Origin of the sequence: Paenibacillus sp., from assembly GCF_035645195.1 — a bacterium.
In the GTDB taxonomy this organism is placed as follows: domain Bacteria; phylum Bacillota; class Bacilli; order Paenibacillales; family YIM-B00363; genus Paenibacillus_AE.
Genome location: NZ_DASQNA010000045.1, coordinates 75601 through 92306, shown reverse-complemented (window position 1 = coordinate 92306; position 16706 = coordinate 75601). Strand labels below are relative to the sequence as shown.

Below are 16706 nucleotides of genomic sequence, written 5' to 3'. Positions count from 1 at the left end.
GATCCTTCTGCAAATCGGTCGTTTACTGTTTATCCGGTTTCTTCCCGGCGCTCGGTGTCTCGTGCACCTTCAGCCTCAACTCGTCGACGAACGTGCGGTACGCGGCCGTAATGACGACTTCCCCCTCGCGCAGCGCCGTAACGACGCCGTCGGCGGATACCGCGGCGACGGACGGATCGCTGCTTGCGAAGCTAAGCTCCTCGTTCAGCATCGCTTCCGTCCCGTCCGCATAGTGGGCCTTCACGACGAGCCGCTGTTCATAGCCCGTCTGCAAGGCGGCAGGCGCCACGATCTTAATGCGTGCCGGGTCCTCCCGCAGCACGGTCAGCGTGTAAGATGCGGACATCTCGCCGTAGACGGCAGTCAGCACCGTCGTGCCGACGGCTTTCGCCGTAACGACGCCGCTGCTGTCGATGTCCGCGGCGTCCGGGTTCGAGCTGGCGTACGTCACGCCCTCCGCGACGACGAACCTCGCGCCCGAGAGGTAGACCGCCTCGGTCACGGTCGCGTCCTGCTGACCGACCTTCAGCTCCCCGGCGCCCGCGAACGCGATCGAGGCAATGGCATCGGGCACCGTCAGCGTTGTTTCCGCGTAAACGGACGGGTTCGCTGCCGACGTCGCGCGAACGGTGACGGCGCCCGGCTTCCACGCGGTGACAAGTCCCTGCGCATCGATGGTTGCGGCGCCTTCCGGCGACTGCGCGACGATGTCCCACAGCACCTCTTGGGCCGCCCCTTCGGGCAGCACCGACGCCTGCAGCTGCATTTGCTCGCCGACCGCAAGCTCCGCTGCCGGCGCGTGAATCGTTACGCTTTTCGGCGGAGGCATTTTGACCATATCGAACCGATCTACTTCCTCGCCGTTCGGAAGCCGAGCGACAACGGTCAGCTTACCGCCATCGATCTCCACGACCGTATAAATTTGCTTTTCCTCGGCGTATACCTTCTCCTGCCAAGGCTTCGGCGTCCACGCGTAGAACTTCGGACCGCTCGAACCGCCGATGACGTACCGCGTCCCTTCGCCCTCGGCGACGGGTGCCCCGCCTTTCATCGGGTATGTTCGCAAATAAATGTGGTCGTGCCCGTTCATCACCAGATCGACGCCGTGCTTGTCGAACAGCGGCACCCACAGCTGCTGTACCCTTGTGTTGGCGTACATGCTGCCGTACGGACCTTGGTGGAACAAGACGACGGTCCACGGTTGATCGGACGCCTGCAAGTCTTGGTCCAACCAAGCCGCCTGTTCCTCGAACGACTCGAGCGACAGTTCCGTGTTCATCACGACGAAGTGCGTGTTTTCGATATCGAACGAGAAGTTCGTCCCTTTCGCGCTCGGCGCCCCGTTCAGCGGGTTGTTGAAATGAGCGAGGTAGTCTCCCGTTCCGTTCGTCCCCGTCACTTCGTGGTTGCCGACGAGCGGTACGAGCGTATGGTTCATAAGCTGCTGCTGCGCGACGGCGAACCACATGTTCCACTGTTCCTGCTCGTGGCCGTGGTCGACCATATCGCCTGCATGGATTAACAGTTCCGCGTCCGGCTCCGCGGCCGTCGCCGCGCTCAAGACGTCGCCCCACCGCTGGAACCCGTCGAGGGTCGCCGCTTGGGAATCGCCGAAAAACAGGAATTTCAGCGAATCGCCAGCGGCAGCCGACGTCCGGAACGTCCCGGCCTCGCTCGTATTTCCTAAGCCGTCACCGACGCGGTACATATAAACCGTATCCGGCTCGAGCCCCGTCAACGCCGCTTTGTGCACGCGGTACGTGCCGTCGTTGTTCGTGTTGTAAATGTCGCTCGTCCCTTCCGTGCGCGCGACGTTCGGCGCTTCGAAGCCGGCGAACGCGTCCGCTTTCACCCACTCGACGACCGTGCCGGTCGTATCCGGATGCGTGTGCCATGTCAGCCGCCGCGATGTCGCGGGATCGTCGCCCATCGTGACGCTTATATTTTTCGGCGTCGCCGTGCCGACCGGCGGCGCGACCTTCAGCGTCATGACCGGACTGTACGCGGTTCCGTGCGCCGCCTGGACCGTGTACGTCTTCGCTTCGAGCGTCGCCGCCGTCGTTACGAGCGTGCCGGAGGCGTCGCTTACCGCACCCGGTACTTCGACGCCGTCGACGAGAAGCTTCGCGCCCTCGAGGCGCTCCCCATTCCGTTCGATGGCGAAAGCGGCGGGGTACCCGAGCCCGATCGCGGCATGGTTCCACCGCAGCTTCAGCTCTGCGCGCACCGTAGAGGTCGGCGATACGTCGACGAACGGCGTCGGGGCGTCTCGGTCCGTCCGCCATACCGAGCCGGACACGAACGTAATCGTGTTCGTCGCCGAGACGTCTTCGTCCACGCTCTCCAGCCCGATCGGTCCGACCGCCCCGGGCTTCACCGTATAGCGAACGCTGGCGATGACGTCCGCTTCGGTCAATCCTGCGCCGTTAACGTTCGCAAGCTCGATGCGCACGACGCCCGATGCCGAATCGACGACGGACGTCAGCTGCTCAGCCGACAGCTTGGCGCCGCGTACGACCTCTAGATTGTCCACCTTCGCCGGATCGAAGCGGAACTCGATATGGCCGCCGCGCAACAGGTGCGTCTTCGTCGCTCTCAAATCCAGCGTGTAGGTTCCGCCCGCGTAGACGACGTCCGGCGTCGAATACAGCAGCTGCGGCGAGCCCAGGTTAACGTTGAAATACCATTCGCGAATCGTTTGGTTTTCGCTGAGGTCGCGGACGGCGACCTTCACCTTATGGCGGCCTTCCGTCAACGGAACGGTCGGTTTATACGTAATTAGACCTTCCGGCGGATACAAGCCGTGCGGCACGAGCGCGTCGTCGACGTATACGCGGATCTTCTCCGGGTCGATCAGCGTCGTTCCCGGAGACGTAGACGGGTCATATCCCGCGTCTTCGGCGTTCACCCGAATCGTCGGCGCCGCGTCGGTCACCGTCGCGTTTTCTGCCGGATACATGTTTTTGATGATCGGCGGGTCCCGGTCCTCCGTCACCGGCCCGTACAGCGCGCGGATGTTGTCGATGTAGATCGCCCCGGCGTCTTTCTTTGCGTTGTTCGTTTCCATATATCGTACCGGCATGTCCAAGCTGAGCGGCAGCGCTCGCCCTTGCGGTACGTTCACTTCGAGGTACTTCCAGCCGATCCAATCGACTCCGACCGTCTGATTCGTGAAGTCGAGCGGCACGGCCGCGTTGTTGCCGTCCCGCATCTGTGCGCGTAGCCAATGCTTCTTCCCGTCGCCGTATACCCACATGCTGAGCTTGAGAGGGTATCCCGGAATGGCAATGCGGTTCGCAACGGACGAAGCTTGCAAGTACGCGCCCGACGTCCCCGTCTTGCCGGTGAAGTCGTATTCCAGCTTCACCGCGCGGCTGCCGAAACGGACGTAATCCGGGTCCGTCACCTCCGAGATGCGAACGGTGTTGTATGCGGCGCCGCCCGCGACGTATTTGCCGATGCCCAGCTCGAAATCTTCCAGTATCGCCGGCGGAATGCCGACGGCGACGTCCATCGACGTTTCGATCTCTCCGTGCCGGACGTAAATTTTGCCGGACAAACCGTTGCCGTTCGACGCCGTGAACACGCCGTTCGAGTCGATCGCGCCGATCTCGCCTTCGACGCGCCACTCGAAGCTGTCGTTGCTCGCGCGGACGACTTGCCCGTTCCGCAGCGCGGTGACGGCGAGCTGCGCCGTTTGGCCGGGCGCGAACGTCCTCGCCGCGTCCGGGAATCGGAGCGCGGTCAACGTCTCGACGACCTCGACCTCCCCGACGCCCTGCAGCTCGCCTCCGTTCGCCGCGGCGCGGATCGTCCCGGCGCCGGCGCCGCTCGCGACGAACGTGCCGCCGGCCGCGAACGAGCCGATCGCCGGATCCGCGCTCCACGTCGTCTCCCCGGCGTAAGGCGCCGGATGTCCGTTCGCATCGACCGCCGCCGCTTGGAACGCGAACGACGATCCCTTCAGCACGCGCTCCGCGTTCGGCTGAACGACCAGCTTCGCCGGCACGCCGAGCTCGGGCGCCGTATTCACGAGCAGCAGCCCGTTGCCCGTCTTCCGTTCGCCGCCGTCCGATCCGCGGTTCAGCATCTTCACGGCCGACGTGCCGGGCAACTTCGCCGCGAAGGTGGACGACCCGCCGCCGTCAAGGTTCATGGCGTTCACGACGCCGATGTCCTTCAGGATTTTCGCGAGCTCTTCCGTTTCGACGCCTTCGCTGAATTTCGGCGCGCGGCCGTCGATCTCGAACAGCACGATCGAGCCGTCCGCCTTCGTGCCGATCGCCGTTCGGGGATGCACGCCTCCGGGACCGACGCCCGATTGCACGACCCCGTCCTTCACCAGCGGTCCTTGCCCCCCGATCGCGAGCTCTACGTCCGCCCACTCGCCGCTCAACTGGAAGCTCGCCGTCAATTCGTCGCCGACTTCCAGCCCCGCAATCGCATCTCTCGCCGTACCGGAGGCGGACAGGACGACCTGCCCCTCGTTCAGCGGCGAGTTCCCGGCGTCCTTCCTTACCTCGGCGACGCGCAGCGTCATCGTCTGTCCGCTCTTTACTTCGCCGGACACGATGTCGAGCACGACCTCGTCCCCAAGGTCGCTCGTCCGCGTCGACGTGCTGTAGTCCGTCGTGTACAGCACGAAGTGATTCGTGTCTCGGTAGCGGTTAATCGACGTGAGCGGCGTCGTTCGCCCGTCGATCGTCACCGTCCGCGTCAACGACGGCGTCCCGTAGATGGACGTTCCGTCCGCCTTCAAGCCGAAAGCGAAGCTCGAAATCGAGCTGTTCAGGATGCGGCCTTCGTCCATGAACAGACCGTTCGGCACCCCGGTCGCGAAGCCCGTTAAATCGTAGAAATCGCCGTTGATCCCGGCGATCACGCGGCTGCCGGGGGCGTCCAGATGAGCGGCCATCTCGGTGACCCCCTGCATCCCGTACACTTTGCCGCCTTTCGTGCCCGCGCGAAGCTCCAGATGATCCGCTTTCGGATCGAACTCTACGAAATGCGCCTTCTGCGAGCCTCGCGGAATGTGCATATCGTACCACGTGTACGTCGCCCCGGGGGCCAGCTCCGTTCGCCGCACATCGATGACCGTGCCGAACGTCGTGTCCGGCAGCTCTGTAATCGACGCTTGCACTGCGCCATACGGCAGCAATGCGGCGAACAGCACGGCGAACGCCAACCACGCCTGAATCGCTCGTCTTGCCCTTCTTCTCATGTAAATCAATTCCCTCCCATCGAATCTATCAATTTGCCTAGCCATTCTATGACATTATAAAAAAGGCGTTCGATTGGAGAACACTCCCAAAAGAACTACCTTACAAAAAATTAACGTTCCCGCGGCAGGTGGTCGTGTCGCGGGAACGTTAAGCTTATCGCTCTAATAATGTTTTGACTAACTCGGCCCTATTTTTGATCTGCAGCTTCTGATAGATGGAGGTAAGGTGCTTTTTGATCGTAATTTCACTTACGAATAACCGATCCCCGATTTCCGCATTTCTCAGCCCTTCGGCAACGAGCTGGACGACTTCGCGTTCTCTTGCGGAAAGGAGCTGAAGCTTGGTTGAAGATAAAGACATCGGAGGCTCTTCCAGCGCCAACCTGCCTATGAGTTTCCTTAAATAGCCTTCTAGACGTGCACCGCGAGTATCGAGAACGAAGGTCGGCGTCGGCGTCCGGTCGTCGTAATCGCAATGGTAAACGTTAGGGACAATATCGTACCCCAAGCCGATATGGGCGCCTTGATATACCTGCTGCGGAGGCGGAGAGGCCACGATCAACCCGCCTTTGAGCGCGAGTCTGAACAGCGCCTGGAAGCCATTGAAAATAGCTTGCGGATCGTGCGGTACCCGCATGTCGACCGAGCGAATAAACCAGCCGACTGCCTCCGGCTTCGGTACCCGCATCGCTTCCAGCTGCTCCTCCGACAAAGAGCGAAAGTACGCGCGGGAATACGGCTTCGCCAGCAAGTAGTCCAACGTTCCCGAGTGGATTGGAATGTATGCCGAGAAGCCCGCAATTTTCCCATCGTCAGATCGGAAGAGCTTCACAATGTCCCTGTCCAACTGCAAGAGCTCTTGGAAGTCGACGCGCTGAATTCCCGATAAATCTCCTTCTTTGGAAATCGAAAAATCAACTTCCTCCCCGGAATCCGGGTCAAGCAGCGTAAGCTTCAACGCCTTTGCCGTCGCACGCCTCCACTCGAGGTATATTTCCGCTTCGGCGATATTGTTTTCATCGAGCGGCTCGATTTTATACGTCTCGGGCTCCGCATTTCGCATGAATGCCCGAACCATCGCGTCTCCAAGATAAAAGAAGAGCTCCGACATATCGAGTCCCATCTCATCTCTGCGTGCGGAGCCGATGATATTGCGGAAATAGTACCGAATGGCTTTCCCTTGAAGCTGTTTATACCGCATGGGCGATTGCAGCCGAAGCTGCCGGATGACGGTATCCCTCATCAGATCGTGAAACATCCAGCCTCGGCTCGTGAGTCGAACGAACGATAAATTTACAAGTTGGTCGAACGCCGAACGTTCCAGCGGTTGGTCTAACATAAACGTCAAAGTATCATAATTGAAGCTTCGTAGAATCGATGCCGCTTCTATTGCTCCACGGAGCGACTCCGGCACCTCCTTGAACCAAAATTCGGCCAGCGTCCCGGTTAATTCGGATTCGTCGACGATATCCAGTTTCTTCCCGCCGATGCCGGATTTGTAATAATATGCCGCCAAAGATAACGTTAGCGGATGGCCGATGGTTCGATGCACGAGCTTCTCCATGACCTCCTCTTCGTCAAAGCCCTGCTTCTGCAAATATTGTTTCACTGCTTCCGGCCGAAGCTGCCCAAGCGGCATCCGATAAATAATCTGTCTCCAAGAGTGAGACGATACCCAAGCGCCCTTAAGCGAATGCCTTCCGGCGATAATACATTTGACCCTGGCATCCAACATAGGGAATAAAGCTTCCCGGATCCAGTACTCCATATCGCCCATTTCCTCGAACGTATCGAACGCTAAAACAATCTGTTTCTCCTGAGCCGCTCCGTTCAGCAGTCCGACAGCTTTTTGCAATAACCGTTCCTCGCTGGAATCGTCCTCTGCCTCGCGGTGTTGCTTTTCCTCAAACCATTGAACTAGGAAACGTGCGAAACCGCCCGGCGAATGCTGGAAGTCCCTGCTATCCGCCAGAATAAATACGTTTCCCGTTTCGATGGCTATGCGTCGAAAGCGGTCTAGCAGCGTGCTTTTCCCCATCCCGGCCGTACCGTAAATATTTATTATTCTAATATCGGTCGCATCTTCCCGCATGAAATCGGCAAACTTCGAGAGCTCCTGTTCCCTTCCGACGAAATATCGCTCTTCCAAACGGTCCAACTCGTTACGAAGCCTGTTCACAGTTTGCTCCCCACCTTTTCCTTCATCAGGAAGAAGTATACTTTACTCTTCTACCTTCGTATAGTTCCCCCGCCCTCATCGACACGATACTCTTGAAGCAAAGGAGAGGATAAATATGAACACTGTGGAGGAAGCCGGTCGGACGATATCGAATCCGCTGATCGGCGATGAAGTGACGTTTCTCGTCACGGCGGAGGAATCCCGCGGCGAATACGAGCTTGTCGAGGTACGGTTAAAGGCCGGAGGGGGGAATGGTCTTCATCTTCACACGGATTTTGATGAACATTTCAAAGCCGTGGAAGGAACGCTTCATGTGGATTGCGACGGTAGTTCCTATATGTTGCAACCGGGAGAGAAAATTACCGCACTGCGCGGAAGCATCCACCGGTTTTACAATCCAGGGCCGACCCCGATTACATTTCTTGTTGAAATTAGACCAGCACGCCAATTCGAATCGACCCTTCGCATTGCTTATGGTTTGGCAAGGGAGGGCCGGGTGAATCCGAAGAACGGGATCCCTAAGAGTCTGCTAGAAACAGCGGTCCTTTTTTATATAGGAGAAAGTTATGTTCCCGGCATTCCTTTGACTCTTCAGCGCATCATATCCGCAAGTTTATACCGTATCGCGAAATGGTGCGGAACCGAAGCACGATTGAAAAATAAATATTGTTAAATGGAGGGCTATTCATGGCAGTCAGAATGATCAAAATTGCGGCATTTTATTTCGTTATAGGCGTTCTCATGGGGATGTATATGTCGATGGGCGACGATCATTCCATCGTAAGCGCACACGCACACCTGAATTTGCTCGGTTGGTTGTCGTTGGCGGTATGCGGCATCGTTTACCACCTATTCCCTGCCGCGGCCGGGAATAAGCTTGGAAGAGTTCATTATTGGCTTCATATCCTCGGCGTGCCGATCATGACCATCGGTTTGGTCGGTGCCATGAAAGGCATTATGGCTTTATATGCAGCCGTCCCTCTCGGGGCAACTGCCGTCACCGTCGGCGTGCTGCTGTTCTTTATCAATGTGCTTCGGTACGTTCCTCGGGGGATGTAGCTAGTCGAATGAAAAACCTTCAATGGGCGAAAAGAAAACATCCCGTCGCAAGCGGCGGGATGCCTTATATAGCAAGCACAATTCTACAAACCGTCGTTGTATCTTACCAATTCCTGCGTATTTCCGGGATCGTTTCAGTAATCATTTCAAAGACGATCCCGCCTAACATCGCCAGCGCGGGAACAGAAAACAAGATACAACTCATATAAGCGAATCGTGTCCGCCTCGTCGGGTCGGCTTGCACCCAATCCTTCAAGAGGTCGGCGAACCAAGCCAGCATCGCACCATTGGCCGCGTAGGTGAGCGCGAACAGCGGAACGCCTAAGACAGCCTGGGGTCCGAACAGTTCGCCCCCGGGGTTAGACAGGAGAAGCGGCCCCCCGTATGCGAGCAGCGTAAACATTGCGTAGACGGTTACCAGGGAGCGTCGATTTACGGGAAGCCAGCGGCGCAGAAGCGAGAAGATGACGGCGTTCGTCAACGTCGCTCCCAACCCGGGCCCTAAGATAATGAATAGCGTACTGGTCCAATGAAAGCCTGTCGCCAACTTGGGATAGGCGATGGCGATCAGCGCCATATCGATTCGCAGCAGGATCCCCGTCAGCAACCCGGCCGGCACCGCCGCGGCTAGGGAAATGCCTGCTTTTTCGAAAAAACGGACATACTCTTTGTTCTTAAACACGAATCCGATCCCTCCGTCGTTGTTCTCTCCCCTATGTTACAAGGCAAGATTGAAGTTTTGACGAGTTTTCTACGGAGGATTTGCGGGGAATCGAAATGCAAACCGCCTCGGTCCCTTGGGACCGAGGCGGCGCCGCGGCGGCGCGGCCTTGCTCATATTCGTACGAATCTCTTACTCCCAAGGCTTAAGCATGATCTTCCCGGATTGCTGCGAGACGGCCGTCTCCAGCGCCCTCTGGATGTCGCTCATCGGGAACAAGTGCGTCACCATCTGCTCGACGATCGGCGAACGTTCGATGACCTGAAGCAGCAGCGGCAAGTCGTTCAAGTTGTAATGCCAGGAGCCGACGAGGATGATGCCCTTACGAATAAGATCCCGGCTGACTACGATGGGCGTCTCCGTATGGCATTCGCCTACGAATGCGACCTTGCCCTTCCGGCGCACGGCGTCGATGCAGAGTCGGTGCGCGGCAGGGACGCCGGAGCAGTCGACCGCGCATGTCGGGCCGCCTCCGCCGGAGGCGTCCAGCACGAGCCGCAGCGCGTTCGGGTCCCGCGGATCGACGACGGCTTCGACGCCCATGCGACGGGCGAGATCGGCCCGGTACGGGTTCGACTCAACGGCGACGATACGCGCGCCGCGGAACGCGGCATTGACGACGGCGCCGAGCCCGACGGGGCCGAGGCCGGCGACGAGCACGACGTCGAACGGACCGACGCCCAGCTTCTGCATCGCGCCGAACGACGCGCCGAGCCCGCAGCAGGCGAGACCGGCCCGCTCGAAGCTCATGCCGTCGGGTATGCGGCGCAGCGCGTGCGACGGCTTCAGCACGTACTGCGCCATCGCCGCATCCTGCATCGGGTTAGACAAACAATGGATATAATCGCCGGCGAGGCACAGGTCGCAAGCGCCGCATCCGGACAACGGCATCGCGATCACACGGTCGCCCGGCCGGAACGCGAGCGACGCCGACTCCTCCACGACGCCGACCGCTTCGTGCCCGAGGCACGACTGCGGCGCGCCGGCCAAGAACGCCTTGTACTCCGTGCACATCGGAGCGATTATCACCTTCACGAGCACTTCGTCCCCGACGGGCTTCGGCACGGGCTTTGCGAGCAAACCGGCTTGCCGTTCGCCGACGATGGCGGCCGCCTTCATCATATCGATCTCCTCCTCCGCGTTACCCCTCGCTATCAGCCGACGGCCAGCACCCGGTCGAGCGACGCCTTCGTTCGTCTGGCGGCTTCCGCGGCGCCCAGTCGTGGAAGCGTATCGCTGAACACCTCGGCGGACACGAAGCTGTCGTACCCGATGCTCCGCAGCGCGCTCAGCATGCCGTCCAAATCGATGATGCCTTCTCCCGGAAGCAGCCGCCGATCGTCGATCTGCTCGTCTATCGGCTGATCCGGCGCGTCGTTAATGTGTACGAGCACGATCTGCTCCGGACGCAAGGCAAGAATATCTTCGCGGGTGCCGCCGGACGTGAACCAATGGAAGCTGTCGAACAGCACGCCCACGTTCAGGCGGTCGATCGCGCCGATCAGCTCCAGCACCCCCGGCAGCGTATGGATGAAGTCGTGCTTCATCGTCCGCAGCGTTTTGGTGCCGACCCATTCGATGCCGAACCGGAGGCCGCAGTCGTCCAGGACGGACGCGCAGGCGCGGAGCCGGCGGATGAACCGGGACGTATGCTCCGCGACGGGATCGTCGGTGGCGGGCCACAGCCACGTGCAGCAGCGGTCCGCGCCCAGCCGCTTCGCGAGCCGCGCGAGCTCGGGCAGCTTTCGCAAATCCGAAGCGAACGTGTCCTCGTCCTTGCGGAACTCGACCGGAAGACCGAACGAGCCAAGGGTCAATTTCCGTTCCGCCAGCAGCTCGGCGGCCGCTTCCGGGGAACGGACGCGCGCCGTCTCCGCGAACGGACCGATCGAGTAATCGACCGCCGGGAAGCCGGCGCCGGAAGCCGCGTCCAAAAATTCGAGGAACGGAATCGACCAGCCGCCGACGGTTACCGGATTCAACGCAGGAATCATATGCGATCACTTCACTTTCGACATTAATGTTTCATCTCATAAATGTTTAATGTCATTACTCAACATCGTTCCGCGGCACAACCGGATTTAGTCGATACGGATTACGGATTTAATAAACCCGGGCGGCTTCTCCACGATCGCTTCATACGCCTGATCAACCTCTTCGAGCGTGAAGACGTGCGTCACCAGCTCTCTCATCGCGAACTGCTTCCTTTCGATCAGCCGGAGCCCCGCCTCCATCTGCTTCATGTGCACTTCTCTCCGGCGTTCGTGCGCATTGACGACCGTAATGGCTTTCCAATTCCAAAGCTCCATATTGACGCTGCGCAGCCCGCCGTGGCCTTGATGGTATCCGACGACGGACAGCACGCCGTGCACCGCCGCCATCTCCCCGGCCAGCTGCAGCCCGCCTTGCGCGCCGGTCGCCTCCACGGCGACGTCGACGCCCCGTATGCCTTGTTCCATATGACTCCAAGCGGTCACTTTGTAATCCGCCGGCACGGCTTGCGGGACGTACGTCTCGTTCGCGCCGAACCGGCGGGCGGCCTCCAAACTTTCCTCCCGGACGTCGACGGCGATGAGGCGCCCCGCGCCTTTCAGCCGCATCAGCTGGAGAAAGCCGAGGCCCATGAAGCCGGCGCCGACGACCGCGACGTCTTGCCCTAGACCGACCGGCGTCCGATCCGCGCCGCTCATCAAGCAGGAGAGCGGCTCGCCGAGCGCTTCGAGGTCGTCCAGCCCATCCGGCACCTTAATAATAGCGCGGTAATTCGCTTTGGCGTACTGCGCGAAAGCGTGCTGGATGAGGCCGGTAACGCGATCCCCCGCACGAAAACCGGACACGAGCGACCCGACCTTCTCGACGACGCCTACAGGCTCGTGGCCGAAAATCGGCCGCCGACCCGACGCTTCGAGCCAGCCGGCGCCTTCCATCCACGGGTGCAGCTCCGACGCGCAGACGCCGCAGGCTGTCACGCGAATGAGCACGTCCTCGTCCCCGATCGACGGAATCGGCACCGTTTCCAGCTCGCTTCTTCTCGGTCCCGCGATCACGCTGGCCATCATAGTCATAGGCGTCTGTCCCCCTTCGTTTCGTCTTCCTTGTACACCGGAATTCGGGCGATGCGCGGTTCGGTGAAGATGTCGCATTCGTCCCGGCTCGTGCTGGAAAATTCGGAGACGACCGCCCCTTCGTCCTGCTCCTTCGGCGTTAACGCGATGCCGACGGCGCCGAACACCTTGGCGCCCCGCGCTTGCGCCGCTCCTCTCGCGCTGTTGTTCATCCTCGTTCCCCTTCTTGCGGCACGGAAGTATAGTTGCGGAGCAGCGCGTCGCAAATCATTCGAAACAACGCCAGATCCTGCTTGTAATCCTCCGGAGTCGTTTTCGGCGCGGCGCCTTGGGCGACGACCTCGTAAAACCGCTCCAGCTCGACGGTGTACGGATCTTTGAACGTCGGACGGTGAACGGATTCCTCGTAGGCGTCTCCGATCGTCTCGGCGATGCGCAGCGTCGTCGGCAAATGACGGATATACGGCGTATCGTACTGGAGGCGCATCTGCTTCGATTTGCCGAACACTTCGATGTGCGCGTCGAACCGCCGCTGGAAGTCGACGCCGGTTTCGAACGTCGCGCAGTACCCGTCGAATTCGAACGTGGCGGCAATATAATAGCCGTCGTTCCAATGCGAGGCGGATACGACGCGCTTCGGCATGCCGAGCAGCTCGCGCATGGCGGACAAATCGTGGCTGTTCAAGCCGGCGAGCAGCCGGTACGAGTTGCGGATCGGCTGCGGCGCGTCGCCGACCGCCTCGTCGACCATCCGCTTCGCGCGCGCCCGCCGGTCGTCGACGGCCTCCTGCGGAATATCCGCAAAGCGCTGGACGACGCTCGACTGCTCGATAATCATCGCGTTCTGTCCGATAATATCTCGAATTCTCGCGTATTGAATCGGCCCGAGCGACGCCAGCTCCTCGCACGCTTTCGCGAACGCAGGGGCGTACCGGCGCATGTAGCCGACCATGACGTGCACGCCCGCCGCATCCCGCGCCGCGATCAGCGCATCCGCGTCCGAGACGGTCAGCGTCATCGGCTTCTCGATCAAGACGTGCTTGCCCGCCCGAAGCGCCGCGATCGCGTGCTCCGCGTGGTACTCGTCGCTGTTAAGGACGAATACCGCATCCAAGTCTTCCTGCCGGACGAGTTCATGCGCGTCCGTATACAAGTTCGATACGCCGAAGCGTTCGCCCGCCCAAGCGACGAGCGACGGCGAAATGTCGCACAGGGCGGCGATCTCGTACCGGTCGCTTAATGCCTGCAGGATCGGAAGATGAATGATTTGCGCGACTTCACCTAATCCGATGATGCCGACCTTCACTTTGCTCATGGATCGTCTCTCCTTTTGTCGATAGGATCATCCGCAACCGGTTGGGAATGAAGGGCTCGCGCCCCGCAGCTGTCCCGGACGACGAGCGTCATAGGAAACACAAGATGGCAATTCTGCTGCGGGGCGTTGCCGGTTTCGATGGCTTGCAACAATCGCTCGACGATCGTCCGCCCCATCTCCTCGACCGGCTGGCGCACCGTCGTAAGCGCGGGCCTCGCCAAACCGGCCATATGGATGTCGTCGTAGCCGACGACCGCGACGTCCTCCGGGACGCGCCATCCTTCCGCTTCGAGCGCCTGAAGGGCGCCGAGCGCGATGAGATCGTTGCCGCAGAACAGCCCGGTGAACCGTTTCCCCGCCGCGAGCAGCCGGCGGACGGCGCGGCTGCCGAACTGGAAGGACGGCTCGCCCCTTATAATCAGCTCCTCGTCGACGGCAAGGCCGTGGATCGTATGCGCGTTCCGGTATCCGAGCTCCCGTTCGGGGCTGACGAGCGGCCCGCCGATATACGCGATGTCCCGATGCCCGAGCTGGATGAGATGTTTGACCGCATCCATCGCCCCCTGCAGATGATCTCCGTAGATTTGACTCATGCCCTGGATTTTTTGGTCGAAGGCGATGATCGGCAGGCCGTACTGCTTGATTTGTTCGGTGAACGCTTGGAACGATGCGTTGAGGCCGCTGGAGGTGCTGTAAATAATGCCGTCGACCTTCCTCTGGATGAACGAGTGGATCGCCGCTTTCTCCTTCTGAAGGCTGTCCTCGCGCGTCGACGACGTGCACAGCAGCAGCGTGTATCCTTGCATCCACAGCGCTTCCTCGACGACCTCCGCCAAAGTGGCCCAATATTCGTTGGACAGCTGCGGGACCAGCAAGCCTATGGTTTTGGACTCCTTTACGATCATGGACCGAGCGATCTGATCCGGTGAGAAGTTGTACTTCATGATCGCCTTCTCCACTCGATCCTTCGTGGCCGGTTTGATGCCGTCCTTGCCGTTCAGCACGCGGGAGACGGTCGCGATGGACACGCCCGCTTCCTTCGCCACTTCCTTGATCGTAATCTTCATTGCACCCACCTGCCTTTTCCCGTCAGCATCCATCGCCGTCATGGCGCCGTTTCGCTCCGTTCCGCGTCAGCCGGCCGGTTCCGCTCCGATCGCCCGAAGAATCGACCGCTCGAGCGGCGTATGCGTATCGCCGGCTTGCCGACGCAGCTTGATTTTCTCTTTCAGCGGCGCTTGATTGTTGCACATAAACCGCGGGATCCCCGAATGGTTCTGGGACGCGGCGTGGAACAAAAACGGATGCCCGATAATGACGTCGCCCGGGCCGCCCGTCGTCTCGACGACGCGCAGCCGGACGCCCGTTTCGTCGACGGTGTCCCGGTTCATGAACCGTTCGATGCGCGACGCCCCGTCCGGTAGCGGAGCGCGCCCCGTCAGCTCCGCCAAGTACGGGTGCCGCTTCGCGAGCTCGTTCACGTCCTTCACGGCGAGCCCTTCGGGATGGTCGCGGAGAATGCGGGCGACGATGCGGTGCGACCCTTCTACGACGAGCGTGCCCCCGCCCCGCTCCCGAATGTCGGAAAACAGGCAGAGCAGCAGCAGCCCCTGTTCCGGACTGTCGATATATTGAGGATGGTGAATGCCGTCGATATGCCACGCCTCGGTCGGCACGTCCCACGGCTTGTCGGCCCCCAGATGGAAATTGACCGGCCACCAGCCCCAATAGATCGGACGGTCCCGGAACGCCCACTGCCCGGCGCCGATCAAATCCTCAATCGCGCCGCGCAGCCGTTCGGTCTGGCAGGCGCGAAACTCCGGCGTGTCGTAATTTTCGTTCATCCGCAAGATCGGCTGCGTCCACGTCGACGGGTCGTCCCGGCGGACGCCCCGCTTTTCGACTTGGCTCCACACGTACGCCTTAGCCGCCAGCGCGGCTTCGACCGAATACGCCTGCTCCAGCTTTACCCAGCCCTTCTCCATGAACTGCTCGACTTGAGCTTCGCTTAATTCGTTGAGCGGCATCCGTTCCCTTCCCCTTTCCTATTCCCTATCCCGCCAGGCCTCGCGGGGCCTCGTTAGTCGCTCCCAAGAAGCGAGATCCGCGCGCGGCTGCGGGAAGACGCCCGTATCGCATCCAAGACGCGCATATTCGCGACGGCGTCGCGAGGGCCGAACGCGGGAGCGGCGCCTCCCAGCACGCTGTCCGCGAACGATTCGACCTGCAGGACGTAATGGTCCGCCGGCGCGAACGTTTCCTCCGCCGTCCGCCCCTCGCTGCGCACGATCAAGCGGAGCGCCGCCGGCGGGTCGTAGTAGAACGCTTCTGGAATGACGATGCTCCCCCGGCTCCCGAGCACCTGGATTTCATTGCGCCCGTCGCACCACATGCCGAACTGCAGCGTGGCGCCGACGCCGCCTGGAAACTCCAACAGCGCCGCGTTCATCATATCGACGCCGCCGTGCCGCTCGGACCGGTACGCGTGCGCCGTGACCGCTTCGGGCTCCGCGCCGAGCGCAAGCCTCGCTCCGCTCACGGCGTAGCAGCCGTTGTCGTACACCGACCCGCCGCCCAGCTCGGGGCGGAACCGGATGTCGTCGCCTCGGCCGGACAGGTCGAACGTGAACCAAGCCGCGACGCCGCGAACGTCGCCGATCGCCCCCGCGGCGATCAGCTCCCGCGCGCGGGCATACCGCGGGTGGTGACGGTACATGAACGCCTCCGCCAGCGTCACGTTCGCGTCCCGGCACGCCTGCGCCATCCTCGCCGCTTCGTCCGCGTTCATCGCGAACGGCTTCTCGCACAGCACGTGTTTCCCGGCAAACGCCGCGCGGATCGTCCATTCGCAGTGCAGATGGTTCGGCAGCGGAATGTATACCGCGTCGACGTCAGGATCGCGGAGCAGCGCCTCGTAGCTGCCGTAATGGCGCGGCACGCCGTGCCGTTCGGCAGCCGCCCTCGCCCGCTCGGCGTCGCGGCTGGCGACGGCGAGCACCCTTCCGTTCGCCGATTGCCCGATGGCGCGGATCACATGCTGCTCGGCGATCGCCGCGCAGCCGAGCACGCCCCAATTCAGCATGGCAGTCCCCCCTTGGAATCGGCCGGAACCGCCCCGAGCAGGGCGGGTCCGGCTGGGATGCGAA

The 16706-nt window shown here is 61.0% G+C and carries 13 protein-coding genes; 2 read left to right on the top strand and 11 right to left on the bottom strand.

Going from position 1 to position 16706, the window contains the following annotated elements; translation table 11 throughout:
* Positions 1-22: 22 nt before the first annotated feature.
* Positions 23-5221, bottom strand: a complete 5199-nt coding sequence (locus VE009_RS25100) for a phosphodiester glycosidase family protein (protein ID WP_325012528.1) — start codon at positions 5219-5221, stop codon at positions 23-25.
* A gap of 154 nt (positions 5222-5375) precedes the next feature.
* Positions 5376-7400: a LuxR family transcriptional regulator gene (locus tag VE009_RS25095; protein ID WP_325012526.1), complete on the bottom strand. Its 2025-nt coding sequence runs from the start codon at positions 7398-7400 to the stop codon at positions 5376-5378.
* A gap of 115 nt (positions 7401-7515) precedes the next feature.
* Here VE009_RS25095 and VE009_RS25090 point away from each other — a divergent pair, with 115 nt between their 5' ends.
* Positions 7516-8073 carry a cupin domain-containing protein gene (locus VE009_RS25090; protein WP_325012524.1) on the top strand — a complete coding sequence of 186 codons (558 nt, stop codon included), beginning with the start codon at positions 7516-7518 and terminating at the stop codon, positions 8071-8073.
* A gap of 14 nt (positions 8074-8087) precedes the next feature.
* Positions 8088-8459 carry a cytochrome-c oxidase gene (locus VE009_RS25085; RefSeq protein ID WP_325012522.1) on the top strand — a complete coding sequence of 124 codons (372 nt, stop codon included), beginning with the start codon at positions 8088-8090 and terminating at the stop codon, positions 8457-8459.
* 103 nt (positions 8460-8562) lie between these two features.
* Here the strand turns inward: VE009_RS25085 and VE009_RS25080 are convergent, their stop codons facing one another.
* From VE009_RS25080 to VE009_RS25040, 9 genes are all read right to left on the bottom strand, one after another.
* On the bottom strand, positions 8563-9141 hold the full coding sequence (locus VE009_RS25080; protein WP_325012520.1) for a hypothetical protein: 579 nt from the start codon (positions 9139-9141) through the stop codon (positions 8563-8565).
* Positions 9142-9312: 171 nt separating this feature from the next.
* Complete coding sequence (locus VE009_RS25075; protein WP_325012518.1) at positions 9313-10302, bottom strand: zinc-dependent alcohol dehydrogenase; 990 nt, start codon at positions 10300-10302, stop codon at positions 9313-9315.
* Positions 10303-10334: 32 nt separating this feature from the next.
* Entirely contained in the window at positions 10335-11174 is an 840-nt protein-coding gene (locus VE009_RS25070) for a sugar phosphate isomerase/epimerase family protein (protein WP_325012516.1), read from the bottom strand.
* Between the two features lie 87 nt (positions 11175-11261).
* Positions 11262-12245, bottom strand: a complete 984-nt coding sequence (locus tag VE009_RS25065) for an alcohol dehydrogenase catalytic domain-containing protein (RefSeq protein WP_325012514.1) — start codon at positions 12243-12245, stop codon at positions 11262-11264.
* Positions 12242-12457 (bottom strand): hypothetical protein, encoded by a 216-nt coding sequence (locus tag VE009_RS25060; RefSeq protein ID WP_325012512.1) that lies wholly within the window; start codon positions 12455-12457, stop codon positions 12242-12244. The genes VE009_RS25065 and VE009_RS25060 overlap by 4 nt, the downstream gene beginning before the upstream one ends.
* The gene (locus VE009_RS25055) at positions 12454-13560 is read right to left on the bottom strand and encodes a Gfo/Idh/MocA family oxidoreductase (RefSeq protein WP_325012510.1); all 1107 of its coding nucleotides are present in this window, start codon (positions 13558-13560) and stop codon (positions 12454-12456) included. The genes VE009_RS25060 and VE009_RS25055 overlap by 4 nt, the downstream gene beginning before the upstream one ends.
* On the bottom strand, positions 13557-14627 hold the full coding sequence (locus VE009_RS25050; protein ID WP_325012508.1) for a LacI family DNA-binding transcriptional regulator: 1071 nt from the start codon (positions 14625-14627) through the stop codon (positions 13557-13559). The genes VE009_RS25055 and VE009_RS25050 overlap by 4 nt, the downstream gene beginning before the upstream one ends.
* Before the next feature lie 66 nt (positions 14628-14693).
* Positions 14694-15587, bottom strand: coding sequence for a phytanoyl-CoA dioxygenase family protein (locus VE009_RS25045; protein WP_325012506.1), 894 nt, complete (start codon positions 15585-15587; stop codon positions 14694-14696).
* Positions 15588-15640: 53 nt separating this feature from the next.
* The gene (locus tag VE009_RS25040; RefSeq protein WP_325012504.1) at positions 15641-16642 is read right to left on the bottom strand and encodes a Gfo/Idh/MocA family oxidoreductase; all 1002 of its coding nucleotides are present in this window, start codon (positions 16640-16642) and stop codon (positions 15641-15643) included.
* Between the last annotated feature and the right edge of the window lie 64 nt (positions 16643-16706).

Coding starts and splice junctions, on each gene's coding strand:
- VE009_RS25100 (WP_325012528.1), bottom strand. CDS start 5,221: ATGAGAAGAAGGGCAAGACGAGCGATTCAGGCGTGGTTGGCGTTCGCC.
- VE009_RS25090 (WP_325012524.1), top strand. CDS start 7,516: ATGAACACTGTGGAGGAAGCCGGTCGGACGATATCGAATCCGCTGATC.
- VE009_RS25085 (WP_325012522.1), top strand. CDS start 8,088: ATGGCAGTCAGAATGATCAAAATTGCGGCATTTTATTTCGTTATAGGC.
- VE009_RS25075 (WP_325012518.1), bottom strand. CDS start 10,302: ATGATGAAGGCGGCCGCCATCGTCGGCGAACGGCAAGCCGGTTTGCTC.
- VE009_RS25070 (WP_325012516.1), bottom strand. CDS start 11,174: ATGATTCCTGCGTTGAATCCGGTAACCGTCGGCGGCTGGTCGATTCCG.
- VE009_RS25065 (WP_325012514.1), bottom strand. CDS start 12,245: ATGACTATGATGGCCAGCGTGATCGCGGGACCGAGAAGAAGCGAGCTG.
- VE009_RS25060 (WP_325012512.1), bottom strand. CDS start 12,457: ATGAACAACAGCGCGAGAGGAGCGGCGCAAGCGCGGGGCGCCAAGGTG.
- VE009_RS25055 (WP_325012510.1), bottom strand. CDS start 13,560: ATGAGCAAAGTGAAGGTCGGCATCATCGGATTAGGTGAAGTCGCGCAA.
- VE009_RS25050 (WP_325012508.1), bottom strand. CDS start 14,627: ATGAAGATTACGATCAAGGAAGTGGCGAAGGAAGCGGGCGTGTCCATC.
- VE009_RS25045 (WP_325012506.1), bottom strand. CDS start 15,587: ATGCCGCTCAACGAATTAAGCGAAGCTCAAGTCGAGCAGTTCATGGAG.
- VE009_RS25040 (WP_325012504.1), bottom strand. CDS start 16,642: ATGCTGAATTGGGGCGTGCTCGGCTGCGCGGCGATCGCCGAGCAGCAT.